The organism is Streptomyces sp. NPDC039480, assembly GCF_055597165.1.
Map to the genome: position 1 here is coordinate 108,448 of NZ_JBVITX010000008.1, position 16,828 is coordinate 125,275.

Below are 16,828 nucleotides of genomic sequence, written 5' to 3' on the forward strand. Positions count from 1 at the left end.
AGCCGGCTCTGGCGTCTTTGTTCGGGCAGCGGGGCGCAGGGATGGCGAGTACGCACATACCCCCGCGGCCCCGCCCCACAGACGGGCAGAAGGCGAACCCCGCCAGCATCCGTCTACCGTAGGGCCATGGTCCGGGGGAGTGTGGTGGTCCGCTGTTCGGAGCGTGCTGTGCCTTGGCGCAGTGCCGTGTACCTGCTGGGCGGGGCGATCCTCGGTGCCGGGATTCTCGTCATGGGGGTCGTCCTCACCACCGTAGGGGTCCTCCTCAGTCTCGTCCTCATCGGCATCCCCCTCCTCGGCGCCCTCGCCTTCGCCGGTGTCCCGGTCGCCGCCCTGGAGCGCCGCCGCCTGCTTCTCGTCGAGCCCACCCCCGCGCCCACCCCCCACCGCACCCCCACCACCCCCGGCATCCCCGCCTGGTTCCGGCTCCGGACGAAGGAGCAGGCGACCTGGCGCGAACTCGCGTACACCGTCCTGTTCGCCCTCGTCCTGTGGCCCCTCGACCTCCTCGTCCTCGCCTGCACCACCGCCTTCCCCGGCCTGCTCCTCGCCGCCCCCGCCCACCTCGCCCTGACCGGCGGCCCGGGGAGCCCGGGGCAGGGAGGGGTCCGGCCCGCCAAGCTGTGGCTCGTGGAGTCGTACCCCGCGGCGTGGGGCACCGCGCTGCTGGGGCTCGTCCTGCTTCTCGCCCTCGCGTACCCGCTGGGCGCCTACGCCGCGGCCCGCGCCGCGTTCACCCGCCTCCTCCTCGCCCCGCGCGAGGCGGAAACCGCCGACGCCCTCGCGGAGGTCACCCGTTCACGCGCCCGCCTCGTGAACGCCTTCGAGGCCGAACGCCGCCGTATCGAGAGGGACTTGCATGATGGGGCGCAGCAGCGGCTTGTCGCTCTCACCATGGTCCTCGGGCTCGCCCGGCTCGACGCACCCCCGGACAGCCCCCTCGCCGCGCAGCTCGCGACCGCGCACGACGAGGCGGGCCGCGTCCTCACGGAGCTGCGCGAGCTGATCCGCGGCATCCACCCCCAAGTGCTCGCCGACTACGGCCTCGCCGCGGCAGTCGAGGACGCCGCGGACCGTTCGGCCGTCCCCGTGGAGACGGAGATGGAAAGCGACGACGGCATCCCCCTCCCGCGGCTGCCCGAAGCCGTCGAGTCCGCCGCCTACTTCGCGGTCCGCGAGGCCCTCACCAACATCGGCAAGCACAGCGGCGCCACCCGGGCCCGCATCACCGCCGCCCACACGGGCGGTGTACACGGTGTACTCCGCATCGAGGTGCGCGACGACGGCCGCGGCGGCGTCGACCCGGCCCGCGGCACGGGGCTCACCGGCCTCGCGGACCGGCTCGCCGTCCTCGATGGCACACTGACGGTCGCCGGCCCACCGGGCGGCCCGACCACCCTGTCCGTGGAGATCCCGTGCCAAGCAGCAGCAGTCCGACCGGCGGCCGAAGCCTGAGAGTCGTCCTCGCCGAGGACAGCGTGCTGCTGCGCGAGGGGCTGGTCGGCGTACTGGCCCGCTTCGGGCACGAGACGGTCGCCGCGGTGGGCGACGCGAACGCGCTGCGGGACGCCGTGTCGGCGTACGACCCGGACATCGTGGTGACCGACGTGCGGATGCCGCCCGGGTTCCAGGACGAGGGGCTGCGGGCGGCCGTCGCGCTCCGGGCGGCACGGCCGACGCTCCCGGTGCTCGTGCTGAGCCAGTACGTCCAGCGGTCCTACGCGGCCGAGCTCCTGGACACCGGTGACGGCACGGGCGTCGGCTATCTCCTGAAGGACCGCGTGGGCCAGGTCGAGCAGTTCATCGACGGGCTGACGACGGTCGCGGAGGGCGGCACGGTCGTCGACCCGGAGGTCGTACGGCAGTTGCTGCGCCGCCGCCGCGACCCGCTGGAGCAGCTCACCCCGCGCGAGCGCGAGGTGCTCGCCCTCGTCGCCGAGGGCAGGTCGAACGCGGCGATCGCCGCCGAACTCGTCGTCTCCGAGGCGGCGGTGGGCAAGCACATCGGCAACATCCTCGGGAAACTGAACCTGCCGCCGGCGGACGGCACGCACCGCAGGGTCCTCGCGGTCCTCACGTATCTGCGGGCGTGAGGAATCCGGGCGTGAGGAATCCGTGGTGAACGAACACAAGTCGGTAAAACCGCGCGTGTGACCGATTACGATCCTGGTCCATGAGCGCGCCAGACCAGACCACCCCGGCCCCGAGCGACACCCCGCAGGGCACCCCGGACACCCCGGAGAACGAGGCGCCCACCCCCGCCGCCCGCGCCCGGCGCGCCCGCATCGCCGCGGCCTCGCTGCTGATGGCCGCGGCGGCGGTGGTCCTCGCGCTGCGGCTGGCGAGCCGATCGTCCGTCCTCGTCGTCGGGGTCTACGGACTGCTGCTCATCCTCTGCGGCGGAGTGATCGAGCTGAGCCGCCGCGGCCGGACCAGGCTCGGCACCTGGCTCCTTGCCGCGGGGCTCGCGGCGGCGCTGGTCATGGACGGTTTCGTTCTGTCGTAGCACCTTGCTCGAACGGAGACACGGTTTCGAACTCCCGTACGTCATAACGGTCGTGGAGGCGCCGCAGCGGCCCTGGCGCCCACCAGGCCCGGCTCCCGAGCAGTGCCATCGTCGCCGGGACCAGCAACATGCGGACCACGGTCGCGTCGATGAGGACGGCCAGGGTCAGACCCAGCCCGATCTGCAGGATCGGTGAGAAGCCGCCGGTCATGAACCCGGCGAACACGATGGCCAGGAGCAGCGCCGCGCAGCTGACCACGCGCCCGGAGCGGCGCAGGCCCTCGACGACGGCGGTGCGGTGGTCGCCGGTCTCCGCCCAGCTCTCCCGCATCCGGGAGAGGATGAACAGCTCGTAGTCCATGGCGAGTCCGAACGCGATGGCGATGATGAGCGGCGGCGCCGTCAGGCTCAGCGCGCCGAGCCCCTCGCCGCCGAGCAGCGACGCCCCGCGCCCGTGCTGGAACACCCAGGTCACGACGCCGAGCGCGGCGACGAGGCTGAGCAGCGTGGTGGCGAGGGTGCGCAGCGGGAGCAGGACGGACCCGGTGAAGGCGAAGAGCAGCGTGAACAGGCCGGCGAGGACGGTCAGTACGGCCCAGGGGGCGCGGTCGGCGAGCATCGAGCGGAAGTCGACGAGGCGGGCGGCGTTGCCGGTGACCTGGACCGGTTCGGCGCCGCGCAGGTCGCGGACGCGTTCGACGAGGCCGGTCGCGGTCGGCCCGTCGACGGAGCCCTCCGGGGTGAGTTCGAGCAGGACGGTGCCGTCGCGGAGACGCTGGCGTTCGGACGCCGCGATGCCGGGCAGCGCACGGATCTTGCGCTCGCAGTCGGCGGGGGCGCCGGGGCGGACGAGGACGCTCACGGGGTCGGTGCCGACGTCGGGCGGAAAGTGTTCGCGCACGGTGTCGTGGAGCTGCCGGGCCTCGGTGTCGTGCGGCAGCTGCCGGGCGTCGCCGATGCTGATGCGCATCCCGAAGGCGGGCACGGCGAGGACGACGAGAACGGCCCCCACCAGCACGAGCACGGCGACCGCCCGCCGCGCGGCGAACCGCCCCACCCGCGCGAAGACCTCCCCGTCCCGTGTCTTCAGACCCCCGCGTGCCCCGACTCGCCCCGCCCCCGCTGCCGAGATCTTCCCGCCGAACCGGGCGAGCAGCGCAGGCAGCAGCGTCAGCGCCGCCAGCATGTCGACGACCACCACCGCTCCGGCCGCGAGGCCCATGCTGCGGAGGAACGGGCTGGGGAACCAGAGCAGGCCGGAGAGGCAGATCGCGACGGTCAGGCCGGAGAAGAGGACGGTGCGCCCGGCACGGGCGACCGTCGCGTGCACGGCCTCGGCGACATCGAGCGCCCGTGCCCGCTCCTCGCGGAAGCGGACGACCATCAACAGCGCGTAGTCCACGGCGAGTCCGAGCCCGAGCATGGTGACGATCTGGACGGCGTAGACGGAGATGTCGGTGAGCAGGCTGAAGCCGTACAGGATCAGGAAGGCCCCGGCGACGCCGCTGACGGTGACGAGCAGCGGCAGCCCCGCCGCGCGCAGGCCGCCGAAGATGAGCAACAGCACCAGCAGCACGGCGGGCAGCGTGATCAACTCGGCCTTGGCGACGTCCTCCTGGGCCCGCGTGCCCAGCTGCTCGCCGAGCAGGGGGCCGCCGCTGACGGCCACGTCGGCCGCGTCGATCTCACGGATCAGGTCGGCCGCGTCGCCGACGGTGTCCTCCTCGGCGTCGTCGTCGAGTCCGCCCTTGAGGGTGACGGGGATCAGCAGCGCCCGGCTGTCGTCGGCGATGAGGCCGCGCCGGTCGTAGGGGTGGGGGACCTCGGCGACGCCGGGCAGGGCGCGCACCGCGGCGACGGCACGGTCGACCTCGGCGCGCAGCCGCGGCCGGTCGACGTCACCGCGGCCCGAGACGACGGCGGTGATGGTGGCGCCGGACGGGTCGAGGTCGTCGAGGAGCTCGTCGGCGACGACCGACTCGCTGTCCGGCACGTCCTCCACCGTCGAGGTCAGATCCCCGAAGACCCGGCTCCCGAAGCCGAGTCCGAGGACGAGCAGGCAGATCCACACGGCGATCACGGTGAGCGGGCGGCGTGTCGCCGTCCGGGCGAAGGTGGCGAGCATGACGGCTCCTGGGGAGTGACCGGACTGTCCGCCCAGAGTCGTCCCGGAACCGCCCCCGCGAATCACCGCGCGGAGCGGTCTTGCCCCCTCCCTCGCCGGAGCGAGCACTCACCCGCCGGAGGGAGCCCCGCACGAGCGCCGGCCCACCCCTTCACTCCTCCCCGTCGTCGTCCCCCGCCACCACGAGCCCCGTCTCGTACGCGCAGATCACCGCCTGCACCCGGTCCCGCAGCGCCAGTTTGGAGAGGACGTTGCTGACGTGGGTCTTCACCGTGTGCTCGCTGACCACGAAGGACGCCGCGATCTCCGCGTTCGTCAGGCCCCGCGCCAGCAGCCGCAGCGTCTCCTCCTCGCGGGCGGTGAGGACGGCCAGCCGTGCGGCCGGAACCCCCGGGCCCGCACCCCGGCCCCGCCGCACGATGTCCGCGACCAGGCGCCGCGTCACCGTCGGCGCCAGCAGCGACTCGCCGGCCGCGACGACCCGGACCGCGTGCACCAGGTCGTCCCTGCGGACGTCCTTGAGGAGGAACCCGCTCGCGCCCGCGTACAACGCCTCGTACACGTACTCGTCCAGGTCGAAGGTGGTGAGCATGACGACCCGGCAGCCGGGCACCGAGCAGACCCGGCGGGCCGCCTCGATGCCGTCCATGCCGGGCATGCGGATGTCCAGGAGCAGCACGTCGGGGGCGTGCAGACGCACCGCGGCGACCGCCTCCGCGCCGTCACCCGCCTCCGCGACCACCTCGATGTCCGGCTGCGCGTCCAGGATCATCGAGAAGCCGCTGCGCACCAGCTCCTGATCGTCGGCGACCACCACCCGGATGCTCATCCCCCAAGGATGCCGTGGGCAGCCACGCGACGACACGGAATCCCCCACCGGGCGCGGGCCCGGCCTCCGCACGCCCCCCGCACGCGGCGGCACGCTCACGCACCCCGACGAGCCCGTGCCCACCACCACCGTCACGGCCTCCGCGCCCGTCATCGGTCACCGTGACCCGCAACTGCCCCTCGCCCCAATCCAGTTGCACGCAAGCCCGCGTGGCCCGCGCATGCTTCACCGTGTTGGTCAGCGCCTCCTGGACGATGCGGTACGCCGAGACCTCGACGTCCGCGTCCAGCGCACGCGGCGTACCGCTGGCCGCCAACTCGGCTCCGACGCCTGCCAGTCGGACCTGTTCGACGAGCCCGGGCAGGGTGTCGAGGGACGGCTGCGGGCTCCGTTCGCCGGGCGCCCGCGGCTCCCTGAGCACGCCCAGGATGCGGCGCAGCTGCATCATCGCGTCGCGCCCCGCCGAGGCGATCGCGTCGAACGCCGCCTCCGCGCGCGGCGGATCGCTGCGCACCACCACGGGCCCGGCCTCCGCCTGCACCACCATGAGGCTCACCGCGTGGGCGAGGATGTCGTGCATGTCCCGTGCGATGGTGGCCCGTTCGAGGGCCACGGCCCGCGCGGTCTCGCTCGCCCGCTCCCGCTCCAGACGCCGTGCCCGGTCCTCCAGAGCGGCGGTGTACGCGCGCTGTACGCGGGCCAGGACCCCGAGGGCGTACGCGCTGACGAGGCTCAGCAGATGGAAGGGGTACTCATACGGCTCCGCGCGCTCGTGGAACGCCATGGTGACCGTCGTGCCGACCAGCCACCCGGCCAGCACGGCCCGCCGCTGCCACGGCCGGGCGAGGGCGGCCACGGTGTACAGCACGACGAGCCCGCCGTACACGATGTCCGGCGGCGGCCGGTGATGGACCGCCATGGCGGGCGTGCAGCAGGTGACGGCGCACGCGACGAGGAAGGGCGCGCGGCGCCGCCACACCAGAGGCACGGCCGTGCCCGCGCCGAGCAGGAAGCCGGTCGGGGACAGGGCGTCCCCGCCCTCGTCGGGGAAGAGGAACTGCAGGGAGACGGCGAGCAGGACGACGGCGGCCAGCGCCGTGTCGACCACCCACGGCGGAGCGGCACGCACCCACGCGACGGACCGGGCGACTCCGGGCACACGCATACGGCGGCTCCTCAAGAGGGAGAGCGCCAGTATCACCGCGCCCGCACGCCACCGTCCTCACCGGCGGGAGGGATATCGAGGGGGAGTCACGACTCCAAGTACCGCAACACCGCGAGCACCCGCCTGCTGTACCCCGTCGTCTGGGAGAGCCCCAGCTTGTCGAAGATCGCGGCGAGGTTCTTCTCGACCGCGCTCAGCGAGATGTGCAGCTTCTGCCCGATGGCCGCGTTGGTGTGCCCCTCGGCCAGCGCCTCCAGGACGGTGCGTTCCCTCGGGGTGAGCCGGGTCAGCGGGTCGGCGTGCGTGGTGCGGATGAGCAGCTGCCGTACGACCTCGGGGTCGATGGCGGCGCCCCCTGCATGCACCCGCTCCAGCGCGTCGAGGAACTCCTCGACCTGCGCGACCCGGTCCTTGAGGAGGTAGCCGACCCGCTCGGCGCTCGACGTGAGCAGCTGCGCCGCGTAGTTGCGCTCCACGTACTGCGAGAGGACGACCACGCCGATCTCGGGGCGCAGTTCGCGGATCCGTACGGCGGCGCGCAGGCCCTCGTCGGTGTGGTCCGGCGGCATCCGGATGTCGGTGACGACGACGTCCGGCTCGTGTGCCGCGACCTCGCGCAGCAGCGCGTCGGCGTCGCCCACGGCGGCGAGGACCTCGTGGCCCTCCTCGGCGAGCAGCCTGACCAGGCCCTCCCGCAGCAGGGTCGAGTCCTCGGCGAGTATTACGCGCACGGCAGCTCCGCGGTGATCGTGGTGGGACCCCCGAGGGGGCTGTCGACACGCAGTGTGCCGTCGAGCGCGGCGACCCGGCTGAGCAGCCCGGTGAGCCCGCTGCCCGTGGGGTCGGCGCCGCCGGTCCCGGTGTCGCGGACGACGACGGACACCTGTCCGCCCTGCTGTCGGATGCCGACGAAGACCTCGTCGGCCGCCGAGTGCTTGGCGGCGTTGTTCACGGCCTCCGACACGACGAAGTAGGCGGCGGTCTCGACGGCGGAGGGCAGCGGGTCCGGTACGTCGTACTCCATGCGCACGGGGATCGCGCACCGCTCCGACACCCCGCCGAGCGCCTCGCGCAGGCCCAGGCTGTCGAGGGCGGTGGGGTAGACCCGCCAGGCCACCTCGCGCAGTTCGGTGAGGACTTCCCTGGCTTCCTTGTGGGCCTGTTCGAGCAGGGCGTCCGCCCGTTCCGGGGTGCGGCCGCGGCGGGCCCTGCCGAGCAGCATGGCGAGGGCGACGAGCCGCTGCTGGACGCCGTCGTGCAGGTCGCGCTCGACGCGGCGCCGCTCCACGTCGACCGCGCGGACCACCGCGGCGCGGCTGGTGGCCAGCTCGTCGATGCGGCGTTGGAGGAGTTCGCGCTCGGAGGGCCCGAAGCACTCGCGGGCGAGCCGGGCGTCCTGCTCGGTCAGCGCGCGCAGCCCCTGTACGGCGAGGAAGAGCAGGGTGCCGCCGAGGACGACCTGGCTCAGCACGTCCACCCAGGTCATCGACGAGCGGGCGAGCGACACGGCGAAGACGCCCGCGAGGACGGCCCCGAAGTCGACGAGGCCGACGACGACGGCGCACAGCAGCCCGGAGTACGTACGGGCCGCGAGGTAGCGCAGGATCTGCTGGTCGGAGGCGCGGTGCTCGGGGAAAGCGTCGCGGAAGAAGAGGGACCTGCGCCGCCGCTCCAGTGCGGTGAGCCTGCGGGCGCCGGCGGCGAGCAGGGCGTGGGCGCGGCCGCGCGTGCGCGGCCAGAGGAGGAAGGCGCCGAGGGCCGCCCCGGTGACCACGAAGTACAGCAGCCCGAGGAGGGCGGTCAGGCATCCGACGAGCACCCCGGCGACCCGCATGACGAACGGCGCGGCGACGGGTTCCCTCACGTCGTCCGACATTAGCCGAGGCCTAGTCGACGCGGCGGTGGCGGGCTTCACCAGTGGTCCGGGGCTGTTTGTCGGACCGACGGGACCGTACGCGCACCACGACGTACCCGGCGACGGCCACGACGACCAGGGCGAGGACGGCCTTGGAGAGGAGCCCCACGTACGTCTCGACCGCGTCCCACTGGTCGCCGAGCCAGTAGCCGGCCATGACGAGCACCGAGTTCCAGACCAGGCTGCCCAGCGTGGTGAGGGCGAGGAAGACCGGCAGCCGCATGCGCTCCACGCCGGCCGGTATGGAGATGAGACTGCGGAAGATCGGGACCATCCGGCCGAGGAGGACCGCCTTGGTGCCGTGCTTGGCGAACCACGCCTCGGTGCGCTCCAGGTCGGAGATCTTGACCAGCGGCAGCTTCGCCCACAGGGCGTGCATGCGCTCGCGCCCGAACCAGACGCCGATCCCGTAGAGGGCGGCCGCGCCGACCACCGAGCCGAGCGTGGTCCAGAACAGCGCGGAGGCCAGGCTGATCACTCCCTGCCCCGCGGCGAAGCCGGTCAGCGGCAGGATCACCTCGCTGGGCAGCGGCGGGAAGAGGTTCTCCAGGGCGATGGCGAGCCCCGCGCCGGGGCCGCCCAGGGTGTCCACGAGGTCGGCGGCCCAGCCTGCGATGCCGCCGGCGGGTTCCTGGGGGAGGGCGAGAGTCATGAGGTCCATGGAGACCACGCTAGAAATTGCAGGTCAGCGACGGTATGGGGGTTGCCGTCGGATGGGGGTGCGGAAAACCGCACCCTGCGGGCGGGGTACGCGAAAGGGCGCCCCCGGAGACCGGGAACGCCCTTTCGGCATTCGCAAGTGCGCCGCCAGGGACTCGAACCCCGGACCCGCTGATTAAGAGTCAGCTGCTCTAACCAACTGAGCTAGCGGCGCCTGCTGACGAATAAATAGTACCTGGTCCCGAGGGGTGCTCCGGACACACTCCCGACACGCTCCGGACACCCGCCCGTACGGCCTAGATGGCCAGGGACAGCAACACCGGCGCCGCCCGCCGGTTCAACGTGTCCGCCGCCTCCCGCAGCCGGTGCGCGTGCTCCACCGGCAGGGACAGCGCGAGGCACCCGACGGTGGAGCCCGCCGTGATGGGCACGGCGGCGCACACCGTGCCCACCGCGTACTCCTGGAGGTCCAGAACGGGGACCGTGGCGGGCTGGGCGGCGAGGCGGTTCAGCAGGACCCGCTCATTGGTGATGGTCCGCGACGTGAGCCGGGCCATCCGGTGCCGGGAGAGATGATCGCGGCGGCCGTCGACGTCGAGCTGGGTGAGCAGGCTCTTGCCGACCGCGCTGGCGTGGGCGGAGGAGCGGAAGTCGACCCATTCGTTGACCGCGGGGGTGCGGGGGCCCGCCGCGCAGTCGGTGACGCGGACCTCGCCGTCCACGTACCGGCTGATGTAGACGGCGGCGCCGAGGGAGTCGCGCAGCCCGTCCAGGGTGTGCCGGAGCTTCTCGCGGAGCGCCTCGGCGTGGTTCTCGGCCGAGCCGAGGCGGTCGAGGGCCTCCCCGGTGACGTACGCGCCGGTCGCCTCGCCGGTGAGCTGTTCGACGTACCCCTCGCTGCTCAGCATGCGCAGCAGGGGTGCAAGCCGGACCGCGGGCAGTCCGGTGTCGCGGGCGATGCGGGCGGCGGTGACTCCGGTGCCGTGCCGGGCGACGGTCTCCAGGACCCGCAGGGCGTCCTGGACGGAGCGGTGCGGCGTGATCGCCTCGTGCTGCAACGCCACGGCTTCCCCCTGCGTGGAACGGTTCCGGACAGCTGGGCCTCGTACCAAGATAGCGGCCAAGTGGCGCATTTGGAGCGTCTGTTGAGGAGGTGAGTGGCGCGACCCGCCGGGGTACGCAGGAACGCGCCACTCTGGCATATGCCGCTGTCATGCTCCAGACGGTATGCCGTCCCCTTCGGTCACAGCACCGCGCTCAGGAACTCCCGGGTCCGCTCGTGCTCGGGCTCGGTGAAGATCTTCTCCGGTGTCCCGGACTCGATGACCCGGCCCGAGTCGAACATGAGGACCTGGTCGGAGATGTCCCGGGCGAAGTTCATCTCGTGCGTCACGCACAGCATCGTGATGTCCGTGGTGTGCGCGATGTCGCGGAGCACGTCCAGGACGCCCGCCACCAGCTCCGGGTCGAGCGCGGAGGTGACCTCGTCGAGCAGCAGCACCTGCGGGCGCATCGCCAGGGCCCGCGCGATCGCGACCCGCTGCTGCTGGCCGCCGGAGAGCTGCGTCGGGTACGCGTCGCAGCGGTCGCCGAGCCCCACCAGGTCGAGCAGCTCGCGGGCGCGCGCCTCGGCCTCGTCCTTGGACAGGCCGAGCACGGAGACCGGCGCCTCGGTGATGTTCCGCAGCACCTTCATGTTCGGGAAGAGGTTGAACTGCTGGAACACCATCCCGATGTTCTTGCGGACCTCGCGGACGTGCTTCTCGCCCGCGGGGACGAGCTTGCCGTTCTTCTCCTCGTGGGTGAGGTACTTGCCGCCCACCTTGATGGTGCCCTGCTCCGGCCTCACCAGCGTCATGAGGAGCCGCAGGATCGTGGTCTTGCCGGAGCCGGAGGGGCCGATCAGCGTCACGTGCTTGCCGGAGGCGACGGAGAAGTCCAGCTCGTCGAGGACGACGTTGGAGCCGTAGCGCTTGACGACCTTGTCGAAGCGGATGAGTTCGCTGCCGTCGACGGCGGGGTTGGCGATTTCCTGGGAAGTGCTGCTGTCAGCGGACAAGGCGACGCTCCAAAACTCGCAGAAGAAGAGAGGCCGGGTAGGCGATGACGATGAAGGCGACGCCGACCACGCTGATCGCCTCGTAGGTGAAGGTCGCCTGGCTGTAGCCCTGGGCCTGGCCGAGCATGTCGAGCGCGCCGATGGCGGCCATCTGCGGCGACTCCTTCAGCATGACGATCACGTAGTTGCCGAGGGCGGGGATCACCCGGCGCACCGCCTGCGGCAGGATCACGGACGTCCAGGTGCGGCGCTTGGAGAGGCTGAGCGCGGTCGCCGCCTCCCACTGGCCGGCCGGCACCCCTTCGATGCCCGCCCGGTAGACCTCCGAGGTGTACGTCGAGTAGTGCAGCCCGAGACCGACGATGCCCGTGGTGAGCGGGGACATCGAGGGGCCCCATTCCGGCACCACGTAGAACAGGAAGAACAGCTGCACCAGGAGCGGGGTGTTGCGGATGAACTCGGTGACCACCGTGACCGGCCACCGGATCCACTTCTTCTCCGAACGCTGCGCGACCGCCCACACCAGGCCGAGCGAGAAGGCGATCAGGGTGCCGAAGAGCAGCGCCTTGAGGGTGAGCTCCACGCCGTCCCAGAAGAGCGGCATGAAGTCGTCGACGTGCGACCAGTTCCAGTTCACTTGGCACCCCCCGTACCGGCGACGACGTCGATCGACGACTTGGCGCGCATCCCGCTGAACAGACCCGTCTTCTCGGGCGCCTGGCCGACCCGTTTCTTGGCGTGCCGCTCCAGGAGCCGCATGCCGCGCGTGAGGATGAACGCGAAGACGAAGTACAGGGCGAGCAGCAGCGTGTAGATCGGCGCGCTCTCGTTCGTGACGAGGCGCAGCAGGTCACCGGCGAAGGTCATGTCGGCCACCGCGATGAGGGACACCAGGGACGTGCCCTTGAGCAGCTCGATCAGCAGGTTGTTGAACGGCGGGATCATCTCCGGCCAGGCCTGCGGCAGTTCGATGCGGCGCAGCCGCTGCAGCGGCGTGAAGTTCAGGGCGATGCCCGCCTCGCGCTGCGCGGGCGGCACCGCGGCGAGCGCCCCGCGCACGATCTCCGAGGCGTACGCGCCGTAGGTGATGCCGAGCGCGAGTACGCCCGCGAACATCGGCTGGAAGCTGATGTTGAAGACCGGCGGCACGGTGAACGCGATCCAGAACATGAAGACCAGCGACGACGTGCTGCGGAAGATCTCGAAGTAGGCCCCGGCGAGGAACCGCACGATCCACAGCCGGTTCGTGCGCAGCACACCGATCGGGAAGGCGATCACGAAGGCGAGGGCCGCGCTGAAGAACGTGACCTGGACGGTGATCCAGACACCGGGCAGGAACCAGTTCCCGAAGAACTCCGACGACATCATGAGGAGGCGCCCTTCGCCGGGGGACACAGCTTCTCCACGGTCAGCTTCGTCATCTCCGCCTCGGTGAACCCGAACGGCTTGACGATGCGCAGGAGTTCGCCGCTCTCCTTGAGTTTGTGCAGCTCCTTGTTGAAGGCGTCCCGCAGATTCTTCTCGGACAGCCGGAAGGCGAAACCGCCTGCTCCGTAGGCCGGTTCGCCGTCGACCATGGGCTGGAAGGGCTCCGTCGCCTCGACCCGCGGATTCTTCTTGATCACCGTGCGCACGGTGACGTTGGTGCCGGCGAACGCGTCGACCCGGCCCTGGGCCACGGCGTCGAGCCCCGCCACCTGGTCGGGCAGCACGAGGACGGACTTCACGCCCGCGGCCTTGGCGTAGTCGATCTCCGCGTAGGCGGTGCCGCTCGCCAGCTTCAGGCCCTTCTCGGCGATGTCGTCGTAGTCCTTGATGCCGTGCGGGTTGCCCTTCTTCACGATGAACGAGTCGAGCATGAGGTAGTCGGGGTCCGCGAAGAGGACCTGCTCGCACCGGGTCGGGTTGATGTACATGCCCGCCGACACCACGTCGAACTGCCGCGCCTGCGTGAGCCCGGGGATCAGCGCGCCGAACTTGGTGGGCACCGCCTTGACCTCGGGCACGCCGAGGCGGGGGAAAATGACCTTGGCGATGGCCGGCGCCTCACCGGTGACCTCGCCGTTCTCGTCGATGTATCCGAACGGGACCTCGCCCGCGACACCGATCCTGACCGTGCCGCTGTCGCGCAGGCGGTCCAGCAGATCGCCCCCCTCGACCTTCCCCTCCTCCGGCACCCGGCTGCATGCCGAGAGCCCGAATGTGCCCAGAGCCGCCCCGCCCGCTCCGGTGAGCAGGGCGCGGCGGCGTACCGCTCTGCCAGTGAATCCCTCGTTGTTCCCAAGTGGTGGAGCCATGGGCGCGCGGCTACCCGACTCGACGCGAGATATGCCGACGAATTCCGGCCCCTGATGCAATCGTTGTGCTCTTGACCCAGGGAGTGAACCAGGGAGGAGCATGGGGCACATGGCGGAGCGATTCATCGAAGTCTCCCTCGCGAAGCGGGGAGTTCAGTGCACGGCAAAACTGCTCGACGACCGGGCCCCGGTGACCTGCGCGGCGGTGTGGGAGGCACTGCCGCTCGGCTCGGACGTCTACCACGCGAAGTACGCGCGCAACGAGATCTATGCCCTCTTCCCGGCGTTCGCGGACCGCGAGCCACCGCTGGAGAACCCGACAGTCACCCCCATCCCGGGAGATCTCTGTTATTTCTCCTTCTCCGGGACGGAACTGGGCACCCAGGCCTACGGATACGAGGCGGAGGCGGGCGTCCAGGCGGGCACCACCGTCGTCGACCTCGCTCTCTTCTACGAACGGAACAATCTGCTCCTGAACGGCGACGTCGGCTGGGTCCCCGGCATCGTCTGGGGCCAGATCGTCGAGGGCCTCGACCGGATGGCCGAGGCCTGCAACGACCTGTGGCGCGCGGGCGCCCAGGGCGAGACGCTGAACTTCAGGAGGCTGTAGTCCCGGCCCGCGGGGGCGGGGCGATGCCCCCGGCCCCCGCCTCGTACAGCGCCTGGGCCGCCCGCAGCACCAGCGCGTCCGCGTGGCGCGCGGCGACGATCTGCACGCCGACGGGCAGCCCGTCCTCGTCCACCCCGCAGGGCACCGTCGCGGCGGGCTGCTGGGTCAGGTTGAAGGGGTACGTGAACGGGGTCCAGCCCGTCCACCGCCGGTGCCCCGACCCCTTCGGCACCTCGGCTCCCGCCTCGAAGGCGGTGATCGGCAGCGTCGGCGTGACCAGCACGTCGTACGTCTCGTGGAAGCGGCCCATGCGACGCCCGAGGTCCATGCGGACGTCCACGGCCTCCAGATAGTCCAGTGCGCTGTACCGCGCGCCCTGCCCGCAGATCTCCCGAAGGCCCGGGTCGAGCAACTCCCGCCGGTCGGCGGGCAGATGGTGCACGACGCGCGCCGCCCCGCTGAACCACAGGGTGTGGAAGGCCTCCACCGGCTCCGAGAAGTCGGGGTCCGCCTCCTCGACGTACGCCCCCCGCTCCGCCAGCGCCTCCACCGCCTGCCGCACCGCCGCCGCGACGGCGGGCCGCACCGCGACCTGCCCGCCCAGCGACGGCGAGTAGGCGACGCGCAGGCCGTGCACCCCGCCGCCCAGGCCCGCACTGAAACTCTCCGTCACGGCGCCCAGTTGGGACCAGTCGCGGACGTCCGGGCCCGTGATCACGTCCATCATCAGCGCCGCGTCCGCCGCGTCCCGCGTCATCGGCCCCACGTGGGCCAGCGTCCCGAAGGGGCTCGCCGGATACAGCGGCACCCGGCCGTACGTCGGCTTCAGCGCGAAGATCCCGCAGAACGCCGCCGGGATGCGCACCGAGCCGCCGCCGTCCGTGCCCAGCGACAGTGGGCCCGCGCCGACGGACACGGCGACCGCGCTGCCCCCGCTGGAGCCGCCGGAGGTGCGCGACGGATCGTACGGATTACGGGTGATGCCGCTCTGCGGGCTGTCCGTCACACCCTTCCAGCCGAACTCCGGGGTCGTCGTGCGGCCGAGGAACACCGCGCCGTGCTCGCGCAGCCGGGCCACCGACGGCGCGTCCTCGTTCCACTTCCCCTCCGGGCGCACCGTCAGCGAGCCGCGCAGCGTCGGCCCGCCGCGCATCAGGATCAGGTCCTTCACGGACACCGGCACGCCGTCCACCAGACCCCGCGGCTCGCCCCGGCGCCACCGCTCCGCGCTGGCCTCCGCCGCCGCGAGCGCCGGCTCCGCCTCGATCCGCACGAACGCGTTCACCGTCGGCTGTGTCTCCTCGGCCCGCCGCAGTGCGGCCCTGGCCGCGTCGACCGGACTGAATTCGCCCTTGCGATAGCCCTCGACGAGTTGTACCGCGGTGAGATCCGTGAGCTCGGTCATGCAGGCTCCTCAGCAGACAGACGGGGTGACCGGGGGAGAGGGGCGGAGATGAATCAGTGGCCCGGGACGTATCCACGTGCCTTGTCCACCACGTTCGTCAGCGGCCGGCCCGCCGCCCACGCCTCGTACAGCTCGACGAACTGCGCGCCCAGTTCGTCACGCCAGCCCACCGTGTCGCCGCTCATGTGCGGGGAGACGAGCAGGCCGGGCGCCGTCCACAGCGGACTGTCCGCGGGCAGCGGCTCCCGCTCGAACACATCGAGGGCGGCGCCCGCGATCCACCGGTTCGACAGGGCGGCGACCAGGTCGTCCTCGACGACGAGGGGCCCGCGCCCGATGTTGATGAACCGGGCGGACGGCTGCATGACGCCGAAGCGCCGCGCGTCGAACATGCCGCGCGTGTCGTCCGTGAGCGGCGCCGCGCACACCACCCAGTCGGCCCGCGCCATCAGCCGGTCGAGCTCCTCCGCGCCGTGCACCCCGTCCCGCGCCGTGCGGCCCACCAGGGCCGTGATCATGCCGAGCCCCTTCAACGTCCGCACGATGGTCCGCCCGATCGGCCCCGAACCGACGACGCACGCGCGCGTGCCCGCGATCCGCTGGGTCTCGCGGTGTTGCCAGGAGTGCTCCCGCTGCAGCTCCAGGGTGCGCGGCAGGTCCTTGGCCATGGCGAGCACCAGCGCCGCCACGTACTCGGCGATGGGCCGGTCGAAGATGCCCCGGGCGTTCGTCACCACCGTCTCCGAAGCGGCCAGTTCGGGGCACATCAGATGGTCGACGCCCGCGCTCGCGGTGTGCACCCAGCGGGGCCGCGGCCCCTCGCCCGGCCAGGCGCGGCGCACCGCGTCGGAGGTGAAGTCCCACACCAACAGCACATCGGCGAGCGGCAGTCGGCCGGCCAGCGCGGTCTCGTCGGCGTGCACGATCCGGGCCCGCCCGGCCAGCCTGCCGAGTCGCGGCGGCGGGGCCGGGGGCGCCGCGTCGAGGACGAGGAGGGTCGTTTCGGAAACCGACGGGACACCGTTTCGCAATGAGATTCCGCTTCCCTGTCCGGAGGTACGGCCGAGCCGCGTCCAAACACGACTCAGCCGTCTGAGATGTGCGGATTGACCACGCTCGCACCCGAACCTACCTTCGTCAACAGAGGCACTGCTGTACCGGCAGTGCGGGAACCAGTACTCTCCGTGCAGCCGCTCACACCGTCTGTGTGGTACGCCCGCGCAGATCTCCCCGTCCCGACGTCCCGGCGCGTCGCCG

At 71.9% G+C, this 16,828-nt stretch carries 17 protein-coding genes and 1 tRNA gene; 4 read left to right on the plus strand and 14 right to left on the minus strand.

The features are described 5' to 3' along the window. The first annotated feature begins 126 nt into the window (after positions 1-126). The 3 genes from ACZ56E_RS24715 (at position 127) to ACZ56E_RS24725 (ending at position 2,506) form a co-directional block, all read left to right on the plus strand. Entirely contained in the window at positions 127-1,455 is a 1,329-nt protein-coding gene (locus tag ACZ56E_RS24715; RefSeq protein ID WP_471217364.1) for a sensor histidine kinase, read from the plus strand. Further along, positions 1,416-2,093, plus strand: a complete 678-nt coding sequence (locus ACZ56E_RS24720; RefSeq protein ID WP_471217366.1) for a LuxR C-terminal-related transcriptional regulator — start codon at positions 1,416-1,418, stop codon at positions 2,091-2,093. Before ACZ56E_RS24715 ends, ACZ56E_RS24720 begins: the two co-directional genes overlap by 40 nt. Positions 2,094-2,173: 80 nt before the next feature. Continuing rightward, entirely contained in the window at positions 2,174-2,506 is a 333-nt protein-coding gene (locus tag ACZ56E_RS24725; RefSeq protein WP_398298089.1) for a hypothetical protein, read from the plus strand. Here the strand turns inward: ACZ56E_RS24725 and ACZ56E_RS24730 are convergent. The 12 genes from ACZ56E_RS24730 to ehuB form a co-directional block, all read right to left on the minus strand. Further along, positions 2,481-4,631, minus strand: coding sequence for an MMPL family transporter (locus tag ACZ56E_RS24730; protein ID WP_471217367.1), 2,151 nt, complete (start codon positions 4,629-4,631; stop codon positions 2,481-2,483). The two genes, ACZ56E_RS24725 and ACZ56E_RS24730, sit on opposite strands and share 26 nt — an antisense overlap. Positions 4,632-4,782: 151 nt before the next feature. Next, on the minus strand, positions 4,783-5,460 hold the full coding sequence (locus ACZ56E_RS24735; protein WP_471217369.1) for a response regulator: 678 nt from the start codon (positions 5,458-5,460) through the stop codon (positions 4,783-4,785). Beyond that, a complete protein-coding gene (locus ACZ56E_RS24740; RefSeq protein ID WP_471217370.1) occupies positions 5,354-6,625 on the minus strand; it encodes a sensor histidine kinase in 1,272 nt (423 codons plus the stop codon). Before ACZ56E_RS24740 ends, ACZ56E_RS24735 begins: the two co-directional genes overlap by 107 nt. A gap of 86 nt (positions 6,626-6,711) precedes the next feature. Next, complete coding sequence (locus ACZ56E_RS24745; protein ID WP_398298080.1) at positions 6,712-7,356, minus strand: response regulator transcription factor; 645 nt, start codon at positions 7,354-7,356, stop codon at positions 6,712-6,714. Next, the gene (locus ACZ56E_RS24750) at positions 7,347-8,501 is read right to left on the minus strand and encodes a sensor histidine kinase (RefSeq protein WP_471217372.1); all 1,155 of its coding nucleotides are present in this window, start codon (positions 8,499-8,501) and stop codon (positions 7,347-7,349) included. Before ACZ56E_RS24750 ends, ACZ56E_RS24745 begins: the two co-directional genes overlap by 10 nt. A gap of 10 nt (positions 8,502-8,511) precedes the next feature. Further along, on the minus strand, positions 8,512-9,201 hold the full coding sequence (locus ACZ56E_RS24755; RefSeq protein WP_471217373.1) for a DedA family protein: 690 nt from the start codon (positions 9,199-9,201) through the stop codon (positions 8,512-8,514). Positions 9,202-9,340: 139 nt separating this feature from the next. Further along, positions 9,341-9,414, minus strand: a tRNA-Lys gene (locus ACZ56E_RS24760). Positions 9,415-9,496: 82 nt separating this feature from the next. Continuing rightward, positions 9,497-10,264, minus strand: a complete 768-nt coding sequence (locus ACZ56E_RS24765) for an IclR family transcriptional regulator (protein WP_471217375.1) — start codon at positions 10,262-10,264, stop codon at positions 9,497-9,499. Between the two features lie 179 nt (positions 10,265-10,443). Beyond that, on the minus strand, positions 10,444-11,259 hold the full coding sequence (ehuA, locus tag ACZ56E_RS24770) for an ectoine/hydroxyectoine ABC transporter ATP-binding protein EhuA (protein WP_468601441.1): 816 nt from the start codon (positions 11,257-11,259) through the stop codon (positions 10,444-10,446). After that, complete coding sequence (gene ehuD, locus ACZ56E_RS24775; protein ID WP_468601439.1) at positions 11,249-11,896, minus strand: ectoine/hydroxyectoine ABC transporter permease subunit EhuD; 648 nt, start codon at positions 11,894-11,896, stop codon at positions 11,249-11,251. Before ehuD ends, ehuA begins: the two co-directional genes overlap by 11 nt. Beyond that, positions 11,893-12,624, minus strand: a complete 732-nt coding sequence (gene ehuC / locus ACZ56E_RS24780; RefSeq protein WP_468601855.1) for an ectoine/hydroxyectoine ABC transporter permease subunit EhuC — start codon at positions 12,622-12,624, stop codon at positions 11,893-11,895. The genes ehuD and ehuC overlap by 4 nt, the downstream gene beginning before the upstream one ends. Beyond that, positions 12,624-13,556: an ectoine/hydroxyectoine ABC transporter substrate-binding protein EhuB gene (gene ehuB, locus ACZ56E_RS24785; RefSeq protein ID WP_471217377.1), complete on the minus strand. Its 933-nt coding sequence runs from the start codon at positions 13,554-13,556 to the stop codon at positions 12,624-12,626. The genes ehuC and ehuB overlap by 1 nt, the downstream gene beginning before the upstream one ends. Positions 13,557-13,665: 109 nt before the next feature. Here ehuB and ACZ56E_RS24790 point away from each other — a divergent pair, with 109 nt between their 5' ends. Beyond that, the gene (locus ACZ56E_RS24790; RefSeq protein ID WP_362987358.1) at positions 13,666-14,166 is read left to right on the plus strand and encodes a DUF3830 family protein; all 501 of its coding nucleotides are present in this window, start codon (positions 13,666-13,668) and stop codon (positions 14,164-14,166) included. On the opposite strand, the gene ACZ56E_RS24795 is transcribed toward ACZ56E_RS24790, so the two are convergent. Next, positions 14,153-15,571 carry an amidase gene (locus ACZ56E_RS24795; protein ID WP_471217380.1) on the minus strand — a complete coding sequence of 473 codons (1,419 nt, stop codon included), beginning with the start codon at positions 15,569-15,571 and terminating at the stop codon, positions 14,153-14,155. The genes ACZ56E_RS24790 and ACZ56E_RS24795 overlap by 14 nt on opposite strands. A gap of 53 nt (positions 15,572-15,624) precedes the next feature. Continuing rightward, a complete protein-coding gene (locus ACZ56E_RS24800) occupies positions 15,625-16,602 on the minus strand; it encodes a D-2-hydroxyacid dehydrogenase (RefSeq protein ID WP_471217382.1) in 978 nt (325 codons plus the stop codon). Positions 16,603-16,828 lie beyond the last annotated feature (226 nt).

Coding starts and splice junctions, on each gene's coding strand:
- ACZ56E_RS24715 (WP_471217364.1), top strand. CDS start 127: ATGGTCCGGGGGAGTGTGGTGGTCCGCTGTTCGGAGCGTGCTGTGCCT.
- ACZ56E_RS24725 (WP_398298089.1), top strand. CDS start 2,174: ATGAGCGCGCCAGACCAGACCACCCCGGCCCCGAGCGACACCCCGCAG.
- ACZ56E_RS24730 (WP_471217367.1), bottom strand. CDS start 4,631: ATGCTCGCCACCTTCGCCCGGACGGCGACACGCCGCCCGCTCACCGTG.
- ACZ56E_RS24735 (WP_471217369.1), bottom strand. CDS start 5,460: ATGAGCATCCGGGTGGTGGTCGCCGACGATCAGGAGCTGGTGCGCAGC.
- ACZ56E_RS24740 (WP_471217370.1), bottom strand. CDS start 6,625: ATGCGTGTGCCCGGAGTCGCCCGGTCCGTCGCGTGGGTGCGTGCCGCT.
- ACZ56E_RS24750 (WP_471217372.1), bottom strand. CDS start 8,501: ATGTCGGACGACGTGAGGGAACCCGTCGCCGCGCCGTTCGTCATGCGG.
- ACZ56E_RS24755 (WP_471217373.1), bottom strand. CDS start 9,201: ATGGACCTCATGACTCTCGCCCTCCCCCAGGAACCCGCCGGCGGCATC.
- ehuC (WP_468601855.1), bottom strand. CDS start 12,624: ATGTCGTCGGAGTTCTTCGGGAACTGGTTCCTGCCCGGTGTCTGGATC.
- ehuB (WP_471217377.1), bottom strand. CDS start 13,556: ATGGCTCCACCACTTGGGAACAACGAGGGATTCACTGGCAGAGCGGTA.
- ACZ56E_RS24790 (WP_362987358.1), top strand. CDS start 13,666: ATGGCGGAGCGATTCATCGAAGTCTCCCTCGCGAAGCGGGGAGTTCAG.
- ACZ56E_RS24795 (WP_471217380.1), bottom strand. CDS start 15,571: ATGACCGAGCTCACGGATCTCACCGCGGTACAACTCGTCGAGGGCTAT.